The organism is Methylophaga sp. OBS3 (assembly GCF_026319325.1).
In the GTDB taxonomy this organism is placed as follows: domain Bacteria; phylum Pseudomonadota; class Gammaproteobacteria; order Nitrosococcales; family Methylophagaceae; genus Methylophaga.
Map to the genome: position 1 here is coordinate 54,301 of NZ_JAPDMU010000001.1, position 21,318 is coordinate 75,618.

General features: G+C 44.7%; 20 protein-coding genes and 1 other RNA gene. 14 read left to right on the forward strand and 7 right to left on the reverse strand.

What is annotated here, in order from left to right:
• A complete protein-coding gene (gene pepP, locus OMP94_RS00290) occupies positions 1–1,308 on the reverse strand; it encodes a Xaa-Pro aminopeptidase (protein ID WP_266274767.1) in 1,308 nt (435 codons plus the stop codon).
• Entirely contained in the window at positions 1,309–1,857 is a 549-nt protein-coding gene (locus OMP94_RS00295; protein ID WP_266274768.1) for a UPF0149 family protein, read from the reverse strand. It lies immediately after the preceding gene.
• A gap of 105 nt (positions 1,858–1,962) precedes the next feature.
• Here OMP94_RS00295 and OMP94_RS00300 point away from each other — a divergent pair, with 105 nt between their 5' ends.
• The 3 genes from OMP94_RS00300 to ssrS all read left to right on the forward strand — a co-directional run bounded on the left by OMP94_RS00300 (position 1,963) and on the right by ssrS (position 2,700).
• A complete protein-coding gene (locus tag OMP94_RS00300) occupies positions 1,963–2,172 on the forward strand; it encodes a TIGR02449 family protein (RefSeq protein WP_266274769.1) in 210 nt (69 codons plus the stop codon).
• Positions 2,169–2,474, forward strand: coding sequence for a cell division protein ZapA (locus OMP94_RS00305; RefSeq protein ID WP_266274770.1), 306 nt, complete (start codon positions 2,169–2,171; stop codon positions 2,472–2,474). Before OMP94_RS00300 ends, OMP94_RS00305 begins: the two co-directional genes overlap by 4 nt.
• 41 nt (positions 2,475–2,515) lie before the next feature.
• A non-coding RNA gene (ssrS, locus tag OMP94_RS00310) (6S RNA) lies at positions 2,516–2,700 on the forward strand.
• A gap of 5 nt (positions 2,701–2,705) precedes the next feature.
• On the opposite strand, the gene OMP94_RS00315 is transcribed toward ssrS, so the two are convergent.
• Positions 2,706–3,194, reverse strand: a complete 489-nt coding sequence (locus tag OMP94_RS00315) for a MarR family winged helix-turn-helix transcriptional regulator (RefSeq protein WP_266274771.1) — start codon at positions 3,192–3,194, stop codon at positions 2,706–2,708.
• 128 nt (positions 3,195–3,322) lie between these two features.
• Between OMP94_RS00315 and OMP94_RS00320 the strand changes: the two genes are divergently transcribed.
• The 4 genes from OMP94_RS00320 (at position 3,323) to sodC (ending at position 8,637) form a co-directional block, all read left to right on the forward strand.
• Positions 3,323–4,462 (forward strand): efflux RND transporter periplasmic adaptor subunit, encoded by a 1,140-nt coding sequence (locus OMP94_RS00320; protein WP_266274772.1) that lies wholly within the window; start codon positions 3,323–3,325, stop codon positions 4,460–4,462.
• Between the two features lie 2 nt (positions 4,463–4,464).
• Positions 4,465–7,635, forward strand: coding sequence for an efflux RND transporter permease subunit (locus tag OMP94_RS00325; RefSeq protein ID WP_266274773.1), 3,171 nt, complete (start codon positions 4,465–4,467; stop codon positions 7,633–7,635).
• A gap of 23 nt (positions 7,636–7,658) precedes the next feature.
• Positions 7,659–8,048, forward strand: coding sequence for a YajD family HNH nuclease (locus OMP94_RS00330; protein ID WP_266274774.1), 390 nt, complete (start codon positions 7,659–7,661; stop codon positions 8,046–8,048).
• 76 nt (positions 8,049–8,124) lie between these two features.
• Positions 8,125–8,637, forward strand: a complete 513-nt coding sequence (gene sodC, locus OMP94_RS00335) for a superoxide dismutase [Cu-Zn] SodC (RefSeq protein ID WP_266274775.1) — start codon at positions 8,125–8,127, stop codon at positions 8,635–8,637.
• 37 nt (positions 8,638–8,674) lie between these two features.
• On the opposite strand, the gene OMP94_RS00340 is transcribed toward sodC, so the two are convergent.
• A complete protein-coding gene (locus OMP94_RS00340; RefSeq protein ID WP_266274776.1) occupies positions 8,675–10,042 on the reverse strand; it encodes a sensor histidine kinase in 1,368 nt (455 codons plus the stop codon).
• 9 nt (positions 10,043–10,051) lie between these two features.
• Positions 10,052–10,741, reverse strand: a complete 690-nt coding sequence (locus OMP94_RS00345; protein WP_266274777.1) for a response regulator transcription factor — start codon at positions 10,739–10,741, stop codon at positions 10,052–10,054.
• A gap of 183 nt (positions 10,742–10,924) precedes the next feature.
• Between OMP94_RS00345 and OMP94_RS00350 the strand changes: the two genes are divergently transcribed.
• A complete protein-coding gene (locus tag OMP94_RS00350; protein ID WP_266274778.1) occupies positions 10,925–11,395 on the forward strand; it encodes a periplasmic heavy metal sensor in 471 nt (156 codons plus the stop codon).
• Between the two features lie 53 nt (positions 11,396–11,448).
• Here the strand turns inward: OMP94_RS00350 and aroE are convergent, their stop codons facing one another.
• Both aroE and hemB read right to left on the reverse strand, forming a co-directional pair.
• On the reverse strand, positions 11,449–12,267 hold the full coding sequence (gene aroE, locus OMP94_RS00355; protein ID WP_266274780.1) for a shikimate dehydrogenase: 819 nt from the start codon (positions 12,265–12,267) through the stop codon (positions 11,449–11,451).
• The gene (gene hemB / locus OMP94_RS00360) at positions 12,260–13,279 is read right to left on the reverse strand and encodes a porphobilinogen synthase (RefSeq protein ID WP_266274781.1); all 1,020 of its coding nucleotides are present in this window, start codon (positions 13,277–13,279) and stop codon (positions 12,260–12,262) included. The genes aroE and hemB overlap by 8 nt, the downstream gene beginning before the upstream one ends.
• A gap of 167 nt (positions 13,280–13,446) precedes the next feature.
• On the opposite strand from hemB, the gene carA reads away from it, so the two are divergent.
• From carA to ftsH, 6 genes are read left to right on the forward strand one after another with little or no spacing between them, the layout of a single operon-like run.
• Positions 13,447–14,577 carry a glutamine-hydrolyzing carbamoyl-phosphate synthase small subunit gene (gene carA, locus OMP94_RS00365; protein ID WP_266274782.1) on the forward strand — a complete coding sequence of 377 codons (1,131 nt, stop codon included), beginning with the start codon at positions 13,447–13,449 and terminating at the stop codon, positions 14,575–14,577.
• Positions 14,578–14,583: 6 nt separating this feature from the next.
• Positions 14,584–17,802 (forward strand): carbamoyl-phosphate synthase large subunit, encoded by a 3,219-nt coding sequence (gene carB, locus OMP94_RS00370; protein ID WP_266274783.1) that lies wholly within the window; start codon positions 14,584–14,586, stop codon positions 17,800–17,802.
• A complete protein-coding gene (gene greA / locus OMP94_RS00375; RefSeq protein ID WP_266274785.1) occupies positions 17,802–18,278 on the forward strand; it encodes a transcription elongation factor GreA in 477 nt (158 codons plus the stop codon). The genes carB and greA overlap by 1 nt, the downstream gene beginning before the upstream one ends.
• A 5-nt stretch (positions 18,279–18,283) precedes the next feature.
• Positions 18,284–18,760, forward strand: a complete 477-nt coding sequence (locus tag OMP94_RS00380) for a DUF4149 domain-containing protein (protein ID WP_266274786.1) — start codon at positions 18,284–18,286, stop codon at positions 18,758–18,760.
• Positions 18,747–19,364: a 23S rRNA (uridine(2552)-2'-O)-methyltransferase RlmE gene (rlmE, locus tag OMP94_RS00385; protein WP_266274787.1), complete on the forward strand. Its 618-nt coding sequence runs from the start codon at positions 18,747–18,749 to the stop codon at positions 19,362–19,364. Before OMP94_RS00380 ends, rlmE begins: the two co-directional genes overlap by 14 nt.
• A gap of 43 nt (positions 19,365–19,407) precedes the next feature.
• Positions 19,408–21,309: an ATP-dependent zinc metalloprotease FtsH gene (gene ftsH, locus OMP94_RS00390; protein WP_266274788.1), complete on the forward strand. Its 1,902-nt coding sequence runs from the start codon at positions 19,408–19,410 to the stop codon at positions 21,307–21,309.
• Positions 21,310–21,318: the final 9 nt, after the last annotated feature.

A 21,318-nucleotide genomic window follows, 5' to 3' on the forward strand; every position in this document is an offset into this window, starting at 1 on the left:
TTATGCGTTCGCCATCAGTGCTTCTATATCAGCAATTTCTTTTGGTGCGGCGTCAGTTAACACGTCATGACCATCTTTGGTCACCAAAACATCATCTTCAATGCGAATACCAATAAAGTGATATTGGCTATCGACATGCTCTGGATCACGAATGTATAACCCTGGCTCAATGGTCAATACCATCCCGGGTTCTAATAATCGCCAAGCACCGCCGACTTTATAGTCACCGACATCGTGAACATCCATGCCTAACCAGTGTCCGGTGCGGTGCATGTAAAACTCACGATAGGCGGCTTCTTCGATAAGCGTTTCCAGATCACCTTTTAGAATGCCAAGCGATAACAAACCTTCTGTTAAGACGCGAACTGCGGCTTCGTGCGGTTGATTCCAATGATTACCGGGACGCACAGCATCAATGGCTGCATATTGTGCATCCAAGACTATTTGGTACAACGCTTTTTGTGCTGGCGTGAACTTGCCATTAACTGGAAAGGTGCGTGTGATATCGGCGGCGTAGCAATCATATTCCGCGCCAGCATCAATCAGCAGTAAGTCATTATTTTTTAGCTTCTGGTTATTTTCGATGTAATGCAAAATGCAGCCGTTTTCACCACCACCGACAATGGATGGGTAAGCAGGGCTACGACAGCCGTGGCGCATAAACTCATGCAGTAACTCCGCTTCGACTTCATATTCCCATTTGCCCGGAGCGGTGAACTCCATGGCGCGAATATGGGCTGCGACTGAGGCGTTTGCAGCGTGACGCATCGCTTTAATTTCTTGGCTGCTTTTGAATAAACGTAGTTCACTGAGGCTGTGTTCCAGCTCAATAATTTCCGTTGGTGAATGTTTGCCACTACGTGATGCTTGGCGTAAATGGTTTAGCCAACTGACCATACGTTGATCAAATGCTGGTTGGTTGCCCATGGTGTAGTAAACCTTTTCTTTACCTTCCATGAGACCGGGCAGAATTTCATCCAGATCGGTGATGGGATAGGCATCATCAGCAGCAAAATTAGCGACTGCGCCTTCCAGACCCTGGCGGTAGCCATCCCAAATTTCTTTTTCGAGATTACGCTCGCGACAAAACAATAAGAACTCACCATGTTCGCGGCCGGGTATCAATACCATGACTGACTCTGGTTCCTCAAAACCAGTCAGATATTGAAAGTGACTATCACTGCGGAAAGGATAGTGCACATCGCGATTGCGGATTAACTCTAATGCATTGGGCAAAACAGCAATACTGTCTCCCCCCATCAGATCCATCAAATTGCGACGGCGGCGGGCAAATTCTTGTTTGGTCATTTAGTGTTCAGTTGAGTTGTCGTTATTTTCGATAGGTTGTAATTCACCGTACAGCAAAAACAATCCCATACGGAGGTACTCTACCAATTCGGCAAAATTATTTTCGTCTTGTTCCGCTTCTACTAAATCAATATCGTCAATCTGGCTGATTTGAATAACGTCAGTAATGTATTCCTGACAGTCTTTAGACAATTTACCTTCATCTTTTAGACCAGAAGCGCCAAGACCGTATAAAAGTCCTTGGCACCAATCAGCCATTGCAGCCACACGCGAACCGAGCGGCGCATCGTCGTCTGGTAATTCCAACTGTAATTCAAAATCAAGGCTATTTAAGGCTTGAAAAGTTTCATCAAATAACGCGATCAGACTTTGTTGTTCTTCGGGGCCTGGCTTGTAATCCTCAAAAAGAGCGGTATACCAAGTGTTTCGGTTGGCTTGGCTATTGAGACAGAGGAGTCCACAAAGACTGCCTTGCAGTTCGGCAGTGGTGGTGGGGCCTTCGCTGGTCATGTTTTCGGGGGACAGCGATGGAAAATATAATTGAGACATAAAGATACGGCCTGAATTTAAAAATGTTCTTATGCACTTATTGACCGGGTCAACGGCGCACGTCTATAGTTAGGCATTATTCTCGCACAGCCAAGACGCATATTAATGGATAAAACCCCGATTCAACAATTAGAGCAGCAAGTAGATGAGCTGCTACGAGCCGGTAGACGGTTACGTGAGGAGAATCTATTACTACGTTCTCAACAGGCTGCATGGCTAAGTGAGCGGGCGCAATTGATTGAAAAAACTGATGTTGCTCGTAGCCGAATCGAAAAAATGGTGACCCGCCTGAAACAACTGGATGAAGAATTATGAGCACACCTGTGCATGTATCTATTCTCGGAAAGGAATATCAGGTTGCCTGCCCTGAAGAAGAGAAAGATGCGCTGCTGGCATCAGCACGCATGGTTCACAACAACATGGAAAAAATCCGTGGTAGCGGCAAAGTTGTTGGCTTAGACCGAATTGCCGTGATGGCAGCTTTGAATATTGCGCATGAATTATTAGTGTTACAACAGGATGAGTCGCAAGATGTCACCAAAGTAAACGAAAAAATTCATCAGCTGACAGAGCGCGTCGCAGCGTTTATTAGCGAAGATCGTCAGCTAGAACTTTAAAAATCCTCACCACAAAATCGGTTTAACCGCGTATCATATCTTCTACCCTGCGGTGTTCGACAGCGACATGTGTTGTCTTGAGCCGATAAGCAATTGCTTACCGAAACCAAAATTTCGAGGTTGAAAAACAAGCCCGCTCTGACGGGAAGTTTGCCGGCCTCATGCGGTTTCACTCTTGGACCATTAGGTTCAAGAACCCCGTTCGCATCGGCACTGTGGGGGCTTTATATCTCAGCCGTTCAATTTCAGCAGCAACTTATCTAGCTGCGCTCTCTCTTCAGACGTTAAGTTATTTGCCAGTAAGGTCTCATATTCCCTGAAAGCTTCAGCAAGAGCAGATTCAATTAATTTTTTACCCGCATTAGTTAGTCTGACTTTACGACTTCTTTGATCTTCATTGCAGGCGTGACGAGAGATTAATCCACGTTTTTCAAGATTGTTTAATACCTTGGTTAACCCACCGGAGCTAAGCATATTACTTTGACAAATATCAGAGGGTGTTAACTCAAATGGTTCGCCTTGAACTCGTAATGATGCAAGCGCATCATATTCTCCAGCGCTCAATGCATTCTTTTCCATCACCGCGCGACTTTTGCCAAATAACTGTTCACGAGCCCAGTAAATTCTTTTGGTAGTTGCCGCCGCAGGTAGATGCACACTTGGTAGTGTCGTCTGCATGCGCTCAATAATGACTTCAATAGGGTTAAGTTTGTTGGTCACTTCATTTCCTCTTCGTTGAGTGCATTATGACAAAAAAATTAACTTGCTAGAAAGATAATTTGTCGTTAAGGTTTTATCTTTCTGGAAAGGAATTTTTCCAAATCATCTCCATTGTCTAGGGAATCGCTATGCTATCCGCCTTTAACAAATCCATTCTTCTCGGCGCAATCTTGGGTCAAATGTTGTTATCGCCTGCTTGGGCTGAAGGACAAGATAATCGTCCTGTGGTGAAAGTAATGACACCAGAGTCTCGCGAAGTAACCGAACATCAAGAGTTCACCGGTCGGTTTGAAGCGGTTGAAGAAGTCGCCATCCGTGCTCGTGTAACAGGTTATTTAGATGCGGTGCATTTCCAAGACGGTCAAATGGTGACAAAAGGTGATTTGTTATTTGAAATCGATCCTAGACCATTCCAAGCAGCTTTAGCGCGTGCTGAAGCCGACTTAGCCCGTGTTCAGAGCCAATTAAAACTTTCTGAACTGGAATTAAATCGTGGTGAGCGTTTGTTAAAACAACAAGCCATTGCTGCTGAAGAAGTTGATAGTCGTCGCGCACGTTTCCAAGAAGCCAATGCGAATGTTGCTGCTGCTCGTGCCGCCGTACAAACCTCTTCGTTAGATCTGCAATACAGCAAAATTGTTGCGCCTGTATCTGGTCGCATTTCAAGCCGTAATATCGATATTGGTAACTTAGTGACTAATGATGGCAGTGCAACGCCATTAACCACTATCGTGATGACAGATCCATTGCATTTCGTGTTTGACGTATCTGAAAGTGAGTATCTGCAGTTTGCTCGCGTCGCCAGTGATGCTTCTTCGTTAAATGGTGATAGTGAAATCAAAGCGCAAATTCGTTTATCGGATGAGCAAGAGTGGAATCGTGAAGGTGTTGTCGATTTCGTTGATAACCGCATTGATCAAAATACCGGTACGTTGCGTATGCGTGTTTTAGTTGAAAACCCTAATGATTTATTGCGTCCGGGTTTATTTGGTCGTTTACGTATGGCCATTACTGCACCATATGAAGCGCTGTTAGTGCCTGATCGTGCATTGGTTTCTGACCAAGCCGCAAAAATCGTGATGGTCGTTAATGGTGAAGGCAAAGTGGAGCCAAGACCAATTGTTGCTGGCACTTTGCTGGATAACGAAATGCGCGTGATTCGCGAAGGCCTGAAAAGTGACGACCAAGTCATTATTGAAGGTCTGTTAAAAGCTCGTCCTGGCAGTGATGTCAGAACTGAAGAATACTCTGCTGGTACAGGTGAATAATCATGCGCTTTACGCACTTTTTTGTTGATCGACCGATTTTCGCCACGGTACTGTCGGTACTGATCGTCCTTGTAGGTAGTATTGCCTATGTATCTTTGCCTGTAGCGCAATATCCCGAAATTGCGCCGCCGAGTATTTCGGTCACAGCAAACTACCCGGGTGCAACCGCTGAAACTGCGGCTGATACTGTTGCAACGGTATTAGAGCAGCAGATCAACGGTGTTGAAGACATGCTTTATATGAAGTCTGAAAATACCGCTGATGGCCGTACATCTCTGAACATTACCTTTAAGCAAGGTACAGATTTAGATATCGCCCAAGTCTTGGTGCAAAACCGTATTTCGATTGCCGAGCCATTGTTACCTGAAGAGGTCACACGTCAAGGTATCAACGTACGTAAAAACTCACCTGACTTAATGATGGTTATTCACTTACTGTCACCTGATGGCACGCGTGACAATCTGTATGTTTCTAACTTCGCTAAAACCCAAGTTGTCGATCGTTTAGCTCGTATCGAAGGTGTGGGTGAGGCACGTATTGTTGCTGAACGTGCTTATGCAATGCGGATCTGGATTGATCCTGAGCGTGCTCAGTCATTTGAAATGACTGCTAATGAGGTCTTGGCAGCAGTACGTTCTAACAATGCCCAGATTGCTGCGGGTGTTATCAATAAACAACCACTGCAAGATACCAAAGGTGCGTTTGAGCTGAGTGTTGAAACTCAAGGCCGTTTACTGACGGCAGATGAATTCTCAGACATTATCGTTAAGCGTGGTGATAATGGCCGTGTAGTACGTCTGCGTGATTTAGCGCGTGTTGAACTGGCTGCACAAGACTATGACAACATCGGTTATTTAGATGATAGTTTGGCGTTGCCAGTGGTCATTTTCCAACGTCCTGGTTCTAATGCCCTTGATACTGCTGATGCACTGCGTGCAGAAATGCGTGAAATTGCTAAAGACATGCCAGCAGGCGTGGAATATCAAATCATTTACGATCCGACGCAATTTATCGCGCGGTCTATCGAAAAGATTTACCACACCATTATTGAAGCCATCTTATTAGTTATTTTGGTTGTGATGCTGTTCCTGCAAAGCTGGAGAGCATCGGTGATTCCTATCGTTGCCATTCCGGTGTCTTTGGTTGGTACGTTTGCGGTCATGTCAGCTTTAGGTGTGTCGCTTAATAACCTTTCCTTATTTGGTTTAGTGCTCGCCATCGGTATCGTGGTCGATGATGCTATCGTCGTTGTTGAAAACGTCGAACGTTACATTCGAGAAGGTTTTACGCCAAATGAAGCGGCCCATAAAACCATGGATGAAGTAGGCATGGCGCTGGTTGCGATCGCAGTTGTATTGTCTGCGGTATTTATTCCAGCAGCATTCATTACTGGTATTTCGGGTGCTTTCTATCAACAGTTTGCGTTAACGATTGCGACAGCTACGATTATTTCGATGATCGTGTCGTTAACATTGTCACCAGCGATGGCGGCATTGTTGTTGAAACCGCATGAGCACGATAAACCCAAGCCAACCGGTTTTATGGCTAAGGTAACGTATCCGTTTAAAGCTTTTGGTGATGCTTTCAACCGTAGCTTTGAGTGGTTAGGTGACCGTTATTCAGCGATGACACGTCGTTTGCTGCGAATCATGGCGGTGATGTTGATCATTTATGCTGGTTTGATTTTCCTAACAGGCTTTAGCTTTAAGCAAGTTGCTACTGGCTTTATTCCTGAGCAGGACCAAGGTTATCTGATTAACGTCATCCAGTTGCCACCAGGTGCGTCATTAGATCGTACTGATGCGGTGGTGCGTGAGGCTTCACAACGTTTACGTGAAGTACCTGGTGTTGCCCATGCCGTACAGTTTGTTGGTTTGGATGGTCCTACGTTTACCAATGCGTCAAACTCGGCGGTTATCTTTACGCCATTTGAACCGTTTGAGGATCGTATTGCAGCTGGCTTAACCATTGATGACATTCAAGGTGGGGCGCAACAAGCCTTGTCACAATTGGATGGCGCAATGGCATTTGCGATTAAACCGCCACCAGTTCGTGGTATGGGTAATGCCGGTGGTTGGAAGTTGTATATTCAAGATCGCGGTGGTGTTGGTAAAGAGCGTCTTGAAGAAGTTACGCAGCAGGTTATTGCAGCAGCAAACCAAGCTGAGGGCGTCTCTGCGGTGTTTACTTTCTATAACTCGGGTACGCCGCGGATTTATGCCGATATCGATCGTACAAAAGCAGAGATGCTAGAAGTACCGGTGCAGAACGTTATTGATACCTTAGAGATTTATCTTGGTTCGCGTTATATCAATGACTTTAACTTTTTGAACCGGACTTACCGAGTGGTTGCTCAAGCCGACGGGCAATACCGTAATCAAGAACAGGATATTGCGAAATTGCGTACCCGCTCTGAAAACGGTGCGATGGTACCTTTAGGTTCGATTGCGACATTGGAGCAAAAAACGGGGCCAATTCGTGTGCCGCATTACAACTTGTATCCAGCAATTGAAGTGCAAGGTAATACGCCGCCTGGTTACTCTAGTGGTGAGTCTATTGCCATCATGGAACGTATTCTGGAAGAAACACTGCCAGATGGTGTGAGTTATGAATGGACAGAGCTAGCGCTCCAAGAGAAGTTGGCTGGTAATACTGCGTTCGTCGCCTTTGGTTTGGCGGTCGTTTTTGTATTCTTATTGCTGGCGGCCTTGTATGAAAGCTGGTTGCTACCGTTAGCCGTTATCTTGATCGTACCGATGTGTTTGTTAGCGGCGATTAGTGGTGTTGCTTTCCGTGGTATGGATAACAACATTTTGGTTCAGATCGGCTTTATCGTATTGATAGGTCTGGCATGTAAAAATGCGATTCTTATTGTTGAGTTTGCCAAACAGGCCGAAGAGCGTGGTTTAAGCCGTATCGATGCTGCCGTTGAAGCTGCTCGCACACGTTTACGCCCGATCCTGATGACGTCAATGGCGTTTATTTTGGGTGTTGTACCATTAGTTATCGCTAGCGGGGCAGGTGCCGAAATGCGTCAAGCCTTGGGTACTGCAGTATTTTCGGGTATGTTGGGCGTAACGTTATTCGGTTTGGTGTTTACACCTATCTTCTACGTGGTTTGTCGTTGGTTGGCGAGCCGTAGAGAGCAAAAGCAAACTGGTGTAGCCCATTAATTAGGTAAAATAAAGGTTGTGTTATGGCGCAGCAAAGACCGCAATCAGGTAAGCCCATCGATCGGCAAAAACTTGATAAGGTCGTTGCTGACGCCAGGAACGCCGCCAAAGATCGACTCGCTGGCTATCGCGAGCAATCACTGAGACTTCACCCATGGATTTGCGGCCGTTGTGGCCGCGAGTTCACCCGCAGTAATCTTCACGAACTAACTGTTCATCATATCGACCACAATCATGACAACAACCCTGCTGATGGTAGTAATTGGGAAAATCTGTGTCTGTATTGTCACGACCATGAGCATCAAAAAAATATAGATAGCGTTCGTGGTTATACCGGCCTTGTTGAGGTTGAGGCTAAACAAACCACCTTCAATCCCTTTGCTGATTTAAAGCAACTTTTAGATAAATCATAGGTGGCATTGGTTTGCGTGAACCTCTTACGATCATGCATAGTCACACTCACAAGGTTTAAATCCAAAGGAGATCAAAATGAAGAAGTCTGCTGCGCTGTTATTGGCGATGATTTCTGCGCCGGTAATGGCGGTAGAAGTCGCCATGGACAAAGTTGATGCTGATGGCTCAACCCAAAATGTTGGTACAGTCACAGTCAGTGAAACAGCTTATGGCCTTGTTTTTACGCCAGCTTTATCTGGCTTAGAACCAGGTATGCATGGTTTTCATTTGCATCAAAACGCAAGTTGTGCGCCTGCTGAAAAAGAAGGCCAAATGGTTGCTGCATTATCTGCAGGTGGTCATTACGATCCTAAAAATACTGGCGAACATGGAACACCTTGGGGAAAAGGTCACGCGGGTGACTTACCTGCAATGTATGTTGATGCTAATGGTAAAGCAGAACGTGCTGTATTAGCGCCACGTTTAACAATGGCAGATTTACCTGGTCGTGCCATTATGATTCATGCCGGTGGAGATAATCATAGTGATCATCCCACTGCATTAGGCGGTGGTGGTGCTCGTGTTGCCTGTGGTGTAATTGCTGAATAAGTAATGCGCTGATTCGAATAAGAAATGCCGTATCGGTTTAAAACGATGCGGCATTTTTTTTGGTCGGAAAGTGCATCGCGAATTGTAGACCGCCAAGTTCATTAATTGCAGCATAAATACTGCCATTATGGGCTTTTACTGCACGCTCAGCGATAGTTAGACCTAAACCACTACTGTTTTGTTTTCTGGCTTGCATACCTTTAAAGAATGGTTGAAACAATTTTGTTAACTCTTCTTCACTGACGCCCGGTCCATTATCGCTGATGGTAATTTCAATTGAACGTCTTAGCAGTTTAGCTGTTAATCGAATATGCCCTTGCTCAGGGGTAAATTTGATGGCATTTCTTAACACATTTTCTACAGCACGTAAGACTAATTCTGGTTTACCTTCCATGGGTAATTCGGGATCAATATCGGCATGAATAGCGATACTTTTTTCAGTCGCTTCGTAACGGCCATCGTCGACTAAATCCTCTAATAAAGGGGATAAATCGAAATATTGCTGGGCATCATTCTCTGCTGCCAAAGTATCCAAGCGAGATAGATTTAATAAATCGCCAATGAGCATATCGATACGTTGTGATTCGCGTTCGATTCGTGCCAACACATCAGTCGTTTTATCGGGTTGCTGCTGGCATATACCGATCGCTGCTTGCATACGGGCTAATGGTGAGCGAAGTTCATGAGAGACATCATGTAATAAGTTACGTTGTGCGCTGACCAGCTTTTCTAACTTAATGGTCATCACATCAAAGTTAAAACCAAGCTCAGCTAGCTCATCTTTTCGATTACCCATTTCGGGACTGACACGTGTTGATAAATCACCTGTCGCTACTTTGTTAAAGCCTCGACGTAAATGTCTTATCGGTTGGGTAAACCACCATGCGAGCACAGCACTGAATAACAGGCCACCTAGAATCCCGGTCCATAAAATCAAGACAAGTGGTTGCGGTTTTGGTGGTTTGAGCGGTGCTTGCTCTTTAGGCTGTAAAGAATTCTGTGGAATAAACAGTAAGACTTCTTCTCCATCTTCAAGCGTGATTGGACGAATAGATCGTAGTTGTGGAATATCGGTAAACAGCTGGCGGATAGCATTACGTTGATGGCTTGGAAGTACACGGCCTAACAACTCATCATCGTTGTTATCTATTGCATAAACTTGCGGTACACCTAATGCTAGTTGATCATTGAGATAGGCGATTAAACTCTGTCTACCACCATATTGCGCTATTTCTGCAGCATCAGACACTTGCCAAGCTGCTTGGCTTCCAAGTTGTACAGGGGCATTTGATACTTGTTGGTTTAATTGTTTTTGCCTTAATCCCATGGCACTACCAACAGCCAGACTGGCAATTAACAAAGCCACCACGAAAGCAAAAAAGAATTTCCAGAATAAGCGCCCCATAGCAGTCCCTTACTTAATCAGCTGATAGCCTTTACCACGAACAGTCTGAATATAAGCGTGTCCATCTTCCTGAACGCCAAGTTTGTGGCGAATACTGCTCATATGAACATCAATACTGCGATCGTAGCGGGCTAATGGTCGGCCAAGCGCGACTTCTGAGAGCGTATTTTTATCAACGACTTGGCCTGCTTGTCTGGCGAGCGCTTCCAGCAAGCTATATTCGGTACTGGTAAGTTCTAAATTGTCTTCAAACCATGTAGCTTTACGTTGTTGTGGCCACATTTGTAGTGGACCATTTTGCAATATATCCGCTTCGGCTTCAGGCGGTTGGGTGTTGAGCTCACTTCTTCTTAAAATAGCTTTAATCCGGGCAATCAACTCACGCGGTGTACAAGGTTTTGGTACATAATCATCCGCGCCATTTTCTAGACCCAAGATGCGGTCAACATCATCACCTTTAGCGGTAAACATCAGCACAGGTACATTACTTTGTTGGCGAATGGATGTTAATACTTGGTTGCCACTCATATCTGGCAGCATGACGTCGAGAATGACAATATCAAACTTATTAGACAACGCTTCATCTAAGCCACTTTGACCTGTAAAGCATGTGGTTACTTGGAATTTTTCTTCACGCAAGTAATCCTCAAACAAGCCTGCCAAAATTTCATCATCATCAATGATTAGTACGTTACTCATCTTTGTTGCTCTATTTAAAGTTTGTTCCATAATAAGTTTTTGTTTTGCAAAGCCCAATGCGCCATTGGCTTATTTACCTGAATTTACACGATAAAACCCGCATTTACAGTGATTCGATGAATACTGTGTTTCAAGTCGCTTTGGTTTAAACCAGATGCTGACGAATCATTCAAAAGGAGAGTTATGATGCGTAAATTATTGTTGTCTTTAGCGATTATTCCTTCAATGTTGGCCGCTCTGCCATCAATGGCAAATGATCACATAAAAGATGCTGACAAAGCAGGCTGTGAAGCAAAAAAACATCACCACAAATCAGCATATAAAGATAAGTTGTTAGAAGAACTCAATCTAACAGAAGAGCAAACAGCTGAAATTAAAGCGTTGAAGAAAGCTTACTGGCAGGAAAATCGTGAAGCGATGAAGTCAGGCTGGCAGGCACGTAAAGAGATGATGCAGTTAACCTACGCTGAATCAGTTGATCAGGCAAAACTAGATAAATTGATTGCTGAGTCAGCGGATGTTTATGCCGATGGCCTTGCTGATAAAGCAAAATTAAATAGCGATATATTTAGTGTGTTAACGTCTGAGCAGCAACAACAGCTTCATCAGAAAATGGCTGAATTTAAAGCTAAGCGTGATATGGCGAAAAATTAATTGATATTTTAAACAGACTAAAAAGCCACCTTTAGGTGGCTTTTTTATGTCATTTACTTTTGACGAAGCTGCTCGATAACTGCTTGGGTATCTGGTCTTACATTTCGCCAAATAAAGAATGCTTCCGCAGCTTGCTCAACGAGCATGCCTAAACCATCGATAGCCTGCGTCACACCATGCTCTTTTGCCCATTGCACAAAAGCCGTGTCTTTATCGCCGTACATCATGTCATAACAAGCCGCATTGTCAGCTAAGACAGAAGGAGAGATTGGCGGGACTTCACCTTGCAAGCTCGCAGCCGTAGCATTAATCAATAAGTCGAATTGACCCCCAATATCTGTCCAGCCACCACCATTAATATTGCCTAAATCACTAAAGTCTTTGGCAAGGTTAACGGCTTTTTCAGCCGTTCGATTGGCGATAAATAACCTTGCTGGGTTGCGCGCTAACAAAGGACCAATCACACCGCGTGATGCACCACCTGCCCCCAGCAGTAAAATACGTTTATTGGCGATGTCTAATTTGTGGTTATCGAGTAAGTCTCGGCAAAGTCCAACACCATCTGTGTTGTCACCAAACAAATGGCCTTCTCGACTAATGGTGACCGTATTGACGGCACCAGCACGCTGCGCACGTTCACTGAGATCATCAATTAACGACCACATGGTCTCTTTATAAGGCACGGTAACATTAAGGCCTTTTAGCTTCATCGCATCGTGCAATTGTTGAATTTGCCCCGCAACATCATCCGGATAAATATCAATGGCACGATATTCAAGTGTTTGACCCGTTTGCTTAGCGAAAGCTTGGTGAATTTTGGGCGACTTACTATGACTTATGGGATGGCCAATAACCGCATATTGATCAGTCATGTTGACCTCGTAATGTTTTAGCAACGTCTTTGGCAAAATAGGTCAAAATGCCATCCGCTCCAGCGCGTTTAAATGCTAATAAGCTTTCAGTAATGACATCACCAGCTAACCAGCCGTTTTGCATCGCGGCTTGTAACATCGCGTACTCACCACTTACTTGATAAACATAAGTTGGTTTTAGAAAAGTTTGCTTAACACGATATAAAACATCCAGATAAGGCATGCCGGGTTTTACCATGACCATATCTGCACCTTCTTGAATGTCTAAGGCAACTTCATGGAGAGCTTCATCACTATTGGCAGGATCCATTTGGTAACTATATTTATTACCGCCAGCTAAATTGCCTGCACTACCAACGGCATCACGAAATGGGCCATAGAAGCTTGATGCATATTTCGCTGAGTAGGCCATAATTTTGGTATGAATATGACCTGCATCTTCTAATGCATTTCGTATGGCGCCAATACGGCCATCCATCATGTCAGACGGTGCGACGACATCGGCGCCAGCCTCAGCATGAGATAGCGATTGTTTTACTAAAACTTCTACTGTTTCATCATTAATGATGTAGCCAGTGTCATCGATAAGGCCATCTTGACCGTGCGTGGTAAAGGGATCTAACGCAACGTCAGTCATCACGCCAAGTTCAGGGAATTCTTTTTTAATGGCGCGAACAGCTCTTTGTGCCAAACCATTTGGATTAAAGGCTTCTGCTGCATCTAATGATTTAATATCAATCGGCGTCACTGGAAATAAAGCCAGCATCGGAATACCCAGTTGAACCGCTTGTTCGGCTTCTTTTAATATCAAGTCGATACTTAAACGCTCGACGCCAGGCATCGAAGCAACCTGTTGGCGTTGATTATTTCCCTCTAAAACGAACATCGGATAAATCAGATCTGAGATGCTGAGATGGTTCTCACGCATTAGTCTTCTAGAGAAGTCATCTTTGCGCATTCTACGAGGGCGTTGGCGTGGATAAGCCGCTAAATCAAAAAACTGCCGAGTCATAAGTTTTGCCATATTTATTGAGCTGCGCCTCATACTACCGTTGGGCGTGGCGATTGTCATCGTTTTTAGCGTGGACGCACCAATGCCATATACGTTAAAATTGCAAAGATTTTGTCTTGGGAGAACGTCTTGTTTGTCCCGTAAATTTTTACCTGGTGGAGGTTCCCTTGCGTACAGCGGCGCTACTAGCTCTTGAGGATGGCACGGTCTTTCACGGCGAATCAATTGGTGCCGTGGGCCAATCTGTAGGTGAGGTGGTGTTTAACACGGCCATGACCGGTTATCAGGAAATTCTTTCCGATCCCTCATACTGTCGACAAATTGTCACTTTAACTTATCCGCATATCGGTAATGTTGGTGTTAACACTGACGATGATGAATCTGACGCCGTATATTGCAGTGGTTTGATTATTCGTGAATTGTCACCTGTTGTATCAAGCTGGCGTGGTGAAGCGGCACTTGATAAATATCTAGAACGCAACAATGTGGTCGGTCTTGCTGGTATTGATACCCGTAAATTGACGCGTCTGTTGCGTGAGAAGGGTGCGCAAAAAGGTTGCATCGTAGCGGGTGACAATATTGACGTGAATGCGGCGATTGAAGCAGCACGTAATTTTGCAGGTCTGAAAGGCATGGATTTGGCGAAAGAAGTTACAACTAAAACGCCATACGAATGGACTGAAACAACCTGGCAACTTGATGGCCAGCCTCGTAAAGCTGAAGAACGTTTCCATGTCGTTGCTTACGATTACGGCATTAAGAAAAACATTATGCGTATGTTGGTTGAACGCGGTTGTAAATTGACCGTTGTGCCGGCACAAATGCCCGCTGAAGAAGTTGAGAAGCTCAATCCAGATGGTATTTTCTTATCAAATGGTCCAGGTGATCCTGAACCATGTGATTACGCGATTGAAGCTATTAAATATTTCTTAGAAAAAGAAATCCCAATGTTTGGTATTTGTCTGGGTCACCAATTATTGGCATTAGCAAGTGGTGCGAAAACGGAAAAAATGAAGTTTGGTCATCACGGTGCTAACCACCCAGTTCAAGAAATGCTAGCTGGCCTAGTCATGATTACTAGCCAAAACCATAGCTTTGCGGTTGATGAAAGCTCATTGCCAGAAGACATCGAACCAACGCATCGCTCATTATTTGACGGTACATTGCAAGGTATTCATCACAAAACCAAGCCTGCCTTTAGCTTCCAAGGTCATCCTGAAGCAAGCCCAGGCCCACAAGATGCCGCACCTTTATTCGACCACTTTATCGACCTACTCGAACAAGCGACAGGTAAATAACACACGATGGCTAAACGTACAGACATTCAAAGCATTCTGATTCTTGGCGCTGGTCCGATTGTTATCGGTCAGGCCTGTGAATTTGACTATTCTGGTGCACAAGCTTGTAAAGCACTGCGCGAAGAAGGCTATCGCGTTATTTTGGTGAACTCTAACCCAGCCACAATCATGACCGACCCGAACATGGCTGATGCTACTTACATTGAGCCAATTACATGGCAAGCTGTGAGCAAGGTTATTGAAGTAGAAAAGCCTGATGCTATTTTGCCGACAATGGGTGGTCAAACTGCGCTGAACTGTGCTTTGGCACTTGAAAAACACGGTGTACTAGAGAAGTACGGCGTTGAAATGATCGGTGCTGATAGTGAAGCGATTAATAAAGCAGAAGACCGTGACTTGTTCCGTGCTGCTATGCGTAAGATCGGCTTGGACATGCCACAGTCTGATATCGCTCACACCCTTGATGAAGCCTTAGAAGTTCAACAAAAATTTGGTTTCCCAGTCATTATTCGTCCTTCGTTCACAATGGGCGGAAGCGGTGGCGGTATTGCTTATAACCGTGAAGATTTCATTGATATTTGCCAACGAGGTCTTTACCTAAGCCCAACTTCAGAATTGTTGATTGAAGAATCCATCATCGGTTGGAAAGAATATGAAATGGAAGTGGTACGTGATCGTAATGACAACGCCATTATCATTTGCTCAATCGAAAACTTAGATCCAATGGGTGTTCACACGGGTGACTCAATCACCGTTGCTCCAGCACAAACACTGACGGATAAAGAATATCAAATCATGCGTAATGCCTCTTTGGCTGTATTACGTGAGATTGGTGTTGAAACTGGTGGTTCTAACGTTCAGTTTGCTGTTAATCCAGAAACGGGTCGTTTAATCATTATTGAGATGAACCCACGTGTTTCGCGTTCTTCAGCATTGGCTTCTAAAGCTACGGGTTTCCCGATTGCAAAAGTTGCTGCGAAGTTAGCTGTTGGTTACACACTCGATGAGTTACAAAACGAAATTACAGGTGGCGCAACACCTGCTTCGTTTGAGCCAACAATCGATTACGTTGTCACTAAAGTGCCACGCTTTACGTTCGAAAAATTCCCACTTGCCGATAATCGTCTGAGCACACAGATGAAATCAGTCGGTGAGGTAATGGCGATTGGCCGTAACTTCCAAGAGTCATTACAAAAAGCCTTACGCGGTCTGGAAATCGACCGTGACGGTTTGACCGAAATTTTAGATCTAAAAGCAGACAATATTGCTGAAGTTTTACGTCGTGAATTAAGCCTGCCAGGTTCAGATCGTCTTTGGTATGTCGCTGATGCACTGCGTTTCGGTATGTCTTTTGAAGAAGTTCAACAACTGACGCATATCGATCCTTGGTTCCTAATTCAAATCAAAGAAATTGTTGATATCGAAAATCAACTTAAAGAACGTTCTTTGAGTGATATTGATGCAGTTGAATTACGTAAGCTGAAAGGCAAAGGTTTTTCAGACTCACGTTTAGCAAAATTACTGCATAAAACTGAAAAACAAGTTCGCAGCTACCGTCATGACTTAGGTGTTCGTCCGGTTTACAAGCGTGTTGATACTTGTGCGGCTGAGTTCTCAACGACAACAGCCTACATGTACTCAAGCTACGATGATGAGTGTGAAGCGAATCCATCAGATCGTGACAAGATCATGATCTTAGGCGGTGGCCCTAACCGTATCGGTCAAGGTATTGAGTTTGACTATTGCTGTGTTCACGCGGCATTAGCATTGCGTGAAGATGGTTACGAAACCATTATGGTTAACTGTAACCCTGAAACGGTTTCGACTGACTACGACACGTCAGATCGTCTGTATTTCGAATCACTGACATTAGAAGATGTACTCGAAATCGTTGCTTTGGAAAAACCAAAAGGCGTTATCGTTCAGTTTGGTGGTCAAACCCCATTAAAACTGGCACGTGCCCTTGAAGCTGCTGGTGTGCCGATTATTGGTACGTCACCAGATGCGATTGACCATGCAGAAGATCGCGAACGTTTCCAACAAATGGTTGATAAGTTAGGTTTGTTACAACCACCTAACCGCTTAGCCTTCTCAGTAGATGGCGCAGTGGCCTTGGCTGCTGAAGTGGGTTATCCATTAGTTGTACGTCCATCTTATGTATTAGGTGGTCGGGCAATGGAAATCGTTTATAACGAAGAAGAATTACAGCGTTATATGTTGACTGCTGTATCTGTTTCTAACGATTCACCTGTCTTATTAGACCGTTTCCTTGATGATGCGATTGAGGTCGATGTCGACGCGATTTGTGACGGCAAAGATGTCCTAATTGGCGGCATCATGGAACACATTGAACAAGCGGGTGTTCACTCTGGTGACTCAGCGTGTGCGATTCCGCCATACAGTCTGAGCCCAGCCATCATGGATCAATTGCGTGAGCAAGTGAAACAAATGGCGCGTGAGTTAGGTGTAGTGGGTTTGATGAACACGCAGTTTGCGATTCAAGGTGACCGAATTTTCATCCTTGAAGTAAATCCACGTGCATCACGTACAGTGCCATATGTGTCTAAATCAATTGGTGTTCAGCTGGCAAAAGTTGCTGCTCGTGCCATGGCCGGTAGCAGCTTGCAAGAGCAAGGCGTTACCAAAGAAGTCATTCCAAGCTATTACTCAGTTAAAGAAGCGGTATTCCCGTTCATCAAGTTCCAAGGGGTTGATCCAATCTTGGGGCCAGAAATGAAATCAACGGGTGAAGTGATGGGTGTTGGCCGCACTTTTGGTGAAGCATTTGCCAAATCTCAGTTAGCAGCCTCTGTGAGTTTGCCAACTGGTGGTAAAGCCTTTATCTCCGTTCGTGAAGCTGACAAAGTTGCTGTTGTCGCGATTGCCAGAGATTTACTGAATCTTGGTTTTGAGTTGTTGGCAACGCGTGGTACACAAGCCACCTTGACAGAAGCCGGTGTGCCTTGCGAACGTGTTAAGAAAGTGGCTGAAGGCCAGCCACACATTGTTGACATGATCAAAAACGATGAAATCGATTTAATCGTGAACACCACAGAAGGCCGTCAGGCTGTTGCTGATTCACGTGAAATTCGTCGTGCAGCATTGCAACATCAAGTTAACTACACTACAACGTTGGCAGCAGCACGCGCCACTGTTTTAGCTTTAAACAGCGAAGACAGCGTGTCGGTAAATCGTTTACAGACATTGCATGGAGAGTTAGCGTAATGGCAGTACCTATTACCCTACGTGGTGCAGAAGCATTAAAAGCTGAATTACATGAACTGAAAACGGTTAAGCGTCCTGCTGTTGTCGAAGCTATTTCTGAAGCGCGTGCGCATGGCGATTTAAAAGAAAATGCCGAATATCACGCTGCACGTGAACAACAGAGCTTTATCGAAGGTCGTGTACAAGAGTTAGAGTCAACATTGGCTAATTCTCAAGTCATCGATCCATCAGCTTTGCCTAAAGATGGCCGTGTTGTGTTTGGTGTTACCGTTGATTTACTGAACATTGATACCGACGAAGAGGTGCAATACCAAATCGTTGGTGACTATGAGTCAGACATCAAATTGAATCGCATCTCGATTTCTTCTCCAATTGCGCGTGCTTTAATTGGTAAAGAAATTGATGATATCGCGACAGTTCAAGCTCCGGGTGGTGCGATTGAATATGAGATCGTTGCCATTCATTATCAAGGTTAAGCCGCTTGGTTTATGCAGACTTTGCAGGTGAACGTTTACTGCTGACACTTTGGGTGGGCAGTTTGTGGGGCATCGGTTATTTAGCTGTTCCTCTGGCATTTGCCAACATTGATACGATGATCGCTGCTGAATATGCAGCGATCTTATTTTTCGCAGTCAATATCATTGGTTTAGTGAGTGGCACTATGTTGTTACTCGGTAAATTGTTCTTAGAACGCCTTGTAGCAACGCGCTCTTGGCGTTTTTGGTTATTGGTTGCCATGTTGGCATTAACACTCATTTTTTCACTCTACATTCAGCCTGAAATGGCAGCCATTAAAGCGTTCAGCGAATGGCGCGCTGATGAGGCTTTGAGTGCAAAATTCCACAATTTACATCGTCTCAGTGAGAACCTTTACTTAATGTTAAGTGTCCTTGGTCTGATTATGGTGCTGACTGCTGATAAAAAAGCCGCAGCAAACTGGTCTAATGGCGAGAAGTAAATCTAGCCAAAACTGGCTCAAAGAACACTTTGACGATATCTATGTCAAAAAAGCCCAGCAAAAAGGCTATCGTTCACGTGCTACTTTCAAGTTGGAAGAAATCGATCTTAAGGATAAATTGATTCGACCCGGCATGACCGTTGTTGACTTAGGTTCAGCACCCGGTGGTTGGTCTGATTATGCTCTGAAGAAAATGAACAATAACGGTACGGTTATCGCATTGGACATCTTGCCGATGACCCCGTTAACGGGCGTACATTTTATTGAAGGCGACTTCCGGGAAAATGATGTACTAGAAAAGTTGGAGAGTATCGTCGGCGATCAGGAAATAGAGCTTGTATTATCAGATATGGCCCCCAATATGTCAGGGGTGGGTTCTATCGATCAACCAGGTAGTATGTATCTGGTGGAGCTGGCACTAGATTTTGCGTCCCAACACTTGAGTAAAAATGGCGATTTTCTTGTCAAAGTGTTTCAAGGCGAAGGTTTTGAAGAATATTTAAAGGCAATGCGGGAACAATTCGTTAAAGTAGTTACCCGTAAACCCGAAGCATCTCGGGCACGTAGCCGAGAGGTTTACTTGCTCGGTCGAGGCCGAAAATAATGCCGTCAATCAACATGGCTAGAGGTATAAAACATTGAGTGACATGATGAAAAATATAATTTTGTGGGTTGTCATCGCCATGGTGCTGATGTCGGTGTTCAATAATTTTGGCCCGCAGCAATCCAAACAAAGCGAAATGGATTACTCAACTTTTATTAGCAGCGTTAAACAAGGCGCCGTAAATAATGTTGATATCCAAGGCCGTCAAATTTCTGGTGAACTCAGTGATGGCAGCAAATTCACAACTTACAGTCCAGATTATGATCCTGGTTTGATTGGTGACTTGCTGGATAACGGTGTAGCAATCAAAGCTGAGCCTGCCGAAAAAACCAGCCTGCTGATGCAGATCTTTATTTCTTGGTTCCCAATGTTGCTGCTAATTGCTGTGTGGATTTTCTTCATGCGTCAAATGCAAGGTGGTGGCGGTAAAAACCCAATGTCATTTGGCAAAAGCAAAGCTCGCATGCTGAATGAAGACCAAGTTAAAGTCACTTTTAAAGATGTTGCTGGTGTTGAAGAAGCCAAAGAAGAAGTCCATGAATTAGTCGACTTTTTGCGTGACCCAAGCAAATTCCAAAAACTCGGTGGTCGAATTCCACGTGGTATTTTGATGGTGGGTTCACCTGGTACAGGTAAAACTTTGCTGGCAAAGGCGATTGCCGGTGAAGCAAAAGTGCCATTCTTTACTATTTCAGGTTCTGATTTCGTAGAAATGTTCGTAGGTGTCGGTGCATCTCGAGTTCGCGATATGTTCGAACAAGCTAAGAAACATGCTCCTTGCATTATCTTTATCGATGAGATCGATGCGGTTGGTCGTCACCGTGGTGCAGGTTTAGGTGGTGGTAACGACGAACGTGAACAAACATTAAATCAATTGTTGGTTGAGATGGATGGTTTTGAAGGTAATGAAGGTGTCATCATCATTGCTGCAACTAACCGTCCTGACGTATTGGATCCTGCATTACTTCGTCCGGGTCGTTTTGACCGTCAGGTTGTTGTGCCATTGCCAGACATTCGTGGCCGTGAACAAATTCTGAAAGTTCACTTGGGTAAAGTACCTGCAGATGAAGATGTGCAACCAAGTGTGATTGCACGTGGTACCCCAGGTTTTTCTGGTGCTGACTTGGCTAACTTAGTGAATGAGGCTGCATTGTTTGCTGCTCGCGCTGATAAACGTCTCGTGTCTATGCATGAAATGGAGTTGGCAAAAGACAAAATCATGATGGGCGCAGAACGTCGCTCAATGGTCATGAGTGATAAAGAGAAAGAATTAACGGCTTATCACGAAGCAGGTCATGCCATTGTTGGTCGTATCGTCCCGGGCCATGATCCAGTATATAAAGTCAGCATCATTCCGCGTGGTAGAGCGTTAGGTGTGACCATGTTCTTGCCTACCGAAGATCGTTATAGCTATACCAAACAACAGTTGGAAAGTAATATTTCTAGTCTGTACGGTGGTCGTATTGCCGAAGAAATGATCTTTGGTAAAGAAGCGGTGACAACCGGTGCATCAAACGACATCCAACGTGCTACTGAGCTTGCTCACAACATGGTTACTAAATGGGGCTTGTCGGACAACATGGGACCATTGTCTTACGGTGAAGACGAAGGTGAAGTGTTCTTAGGCCGTAGTGTTACGCAGCACAAAGCGGTTTCAGATCTAACTGCAAAACAAATCGATGAAGACGTTCGTGCGGTGATTAACCGTAATTATCAACGTGCAGAACAAATTCTGACGGACAATATCGACAAATTACATGCAATGGCTAAAGCCTTGGTGAAATTTGAAACTATCGATACTGAACAAATTGACGCCATTATGGAAGGCCGCGAACCGGGTGAGCCAAAAGATTGGACCGATCGTTCATCAACACCGCCACCAAACGCAACATCTGGCGAAAATGACGCGAAACCATCTGGTAAGCCCGCAGACCAACTTAACTGAGGCGCTATG

What these genes read in the sequence shown, in the direction of transcription:
- greA (WP_266274785.1), top strand. Translation starts at nt 17,802, where the DNA reads ATGGCAGTACCTATTACCCTACGTGGTGCAGAAGCATTAAAAGCTGAA.
- aroE (WP_266274780.1), bottom strand. Translation starts at nt 12,267, where the DNA reads ATGACTGATCAATATGCGGTTATTGGCCATCCCATAAGTCATAGTAAG.
- pepP (WP_266274767.1), bottom strand. Translation starts at nt 1,308, where the DNA reads ATGACCAAACAAGAATTTGCCCGCCGCCGTCGCAATTTGATGGATCTG.
- rlmE (WP_266274787.1), top strand. Translation starts at nt 18,747, where the DNA reads ATGGCGAGAAGTAAATCTAGCCAAAACTGGCTCAAAGAACACTTTGAC.
- OMP94_RS00295 (WP_266274768.1), bottom strand. Translation starts at nt 1,857, where the DNA reads ATGTCTCAATTATATTTTCCATCGCTGTCCCCCGAAAACATGACCAGC.
- carB (WP_266274783.1), top strand. Translation starts at nt 14,584, where the DNA reads ATGGCTAAACGTACAGACATTCAAAGCATTCTGATTCTTGGCGCTGGT.
- sodC (WP_266274775.1), top strand. Translation starts at nt 8,125, where the DNA reads ATGAAGAAGTCTGCTGCGCTGTTATTGGCGATGATTTCTGCGCCGGTA.
- OMP94_RS00340 (WP_266274776.1), bottom strand. Translation starts at nt 10,042, where the DNA reads ATGGGGCGCTTATTCTGGAAATTCTTTTTTGCTTTCGTGGTGGCTTTG.
- ftsH (WP_266274788.1), top strand. Translation starts at nt 19,408, where the DNA reads ATGATGAAAAATATAATTTTGTGGGTTGTCATCGCCATGGTGCTGATG.
- OMP94_RS00305 (WP_266274770.1), top strand. Translation starts at nt 2,169, where the DNA reads ATGAGCACACCTGTGCATGTATCTATTCTCGGAAAGGAATATCAGGTT.
- OMP94_RS00300 (WP_266274769.1), top strand. Translation starts at nt 1,963, where the DNA reads ATGGATAAAACCCCGATTCAACAATTAGAGCAGCAAGTAGATGAGCTG.
- OMP94_RS00320 (WP_266274772.1), top strand. Translation starts at nt 3,323, where the DNA reads ATGCTATCCGCCTTTAACAAATCCATTCTTCTCGGCGCAATCTTGGGT.
- hemB (WP_266274781.1), bottom strand. Translation starts at nt 13,279, where the DNA reads ATGACTCGGCAGTTTTTTGATTTAGCGGCTTATCCACGCCAACGCCCT.
- OMP94_RS00330 (WP_266274774.1), top strand. Translation starts at nt 7,659, where the DNA reads ATGGCGCAGCAAAGACCGCAATCAGGTAAGCCCATCGATCGGCAAAAA.
- OMP94_RS00345 (WP_266274777.1), bottom strand. Translation starts at nt 10,741, where the DNA reads ATGAGTAACGTACTAATCATTGATGATGATGAAATTTTGGCAGGCTTG.
- OMP94_RS00325 (WP_266274773.1), top strand. Translation starts at nt 4,465, where the DNA reads ATGCGCTTTACGCACTTTTTTGTTGATCGACCGATTTTCGCCACGGTA.
- OMP94_RS00350 (WP_266274778.1), top strand. Translation starts at nt 10,925, where the DNA reads ATGATGCGTAAATTATTGTTGTCTTTAGCGATTATTCCTTCAATGTTG.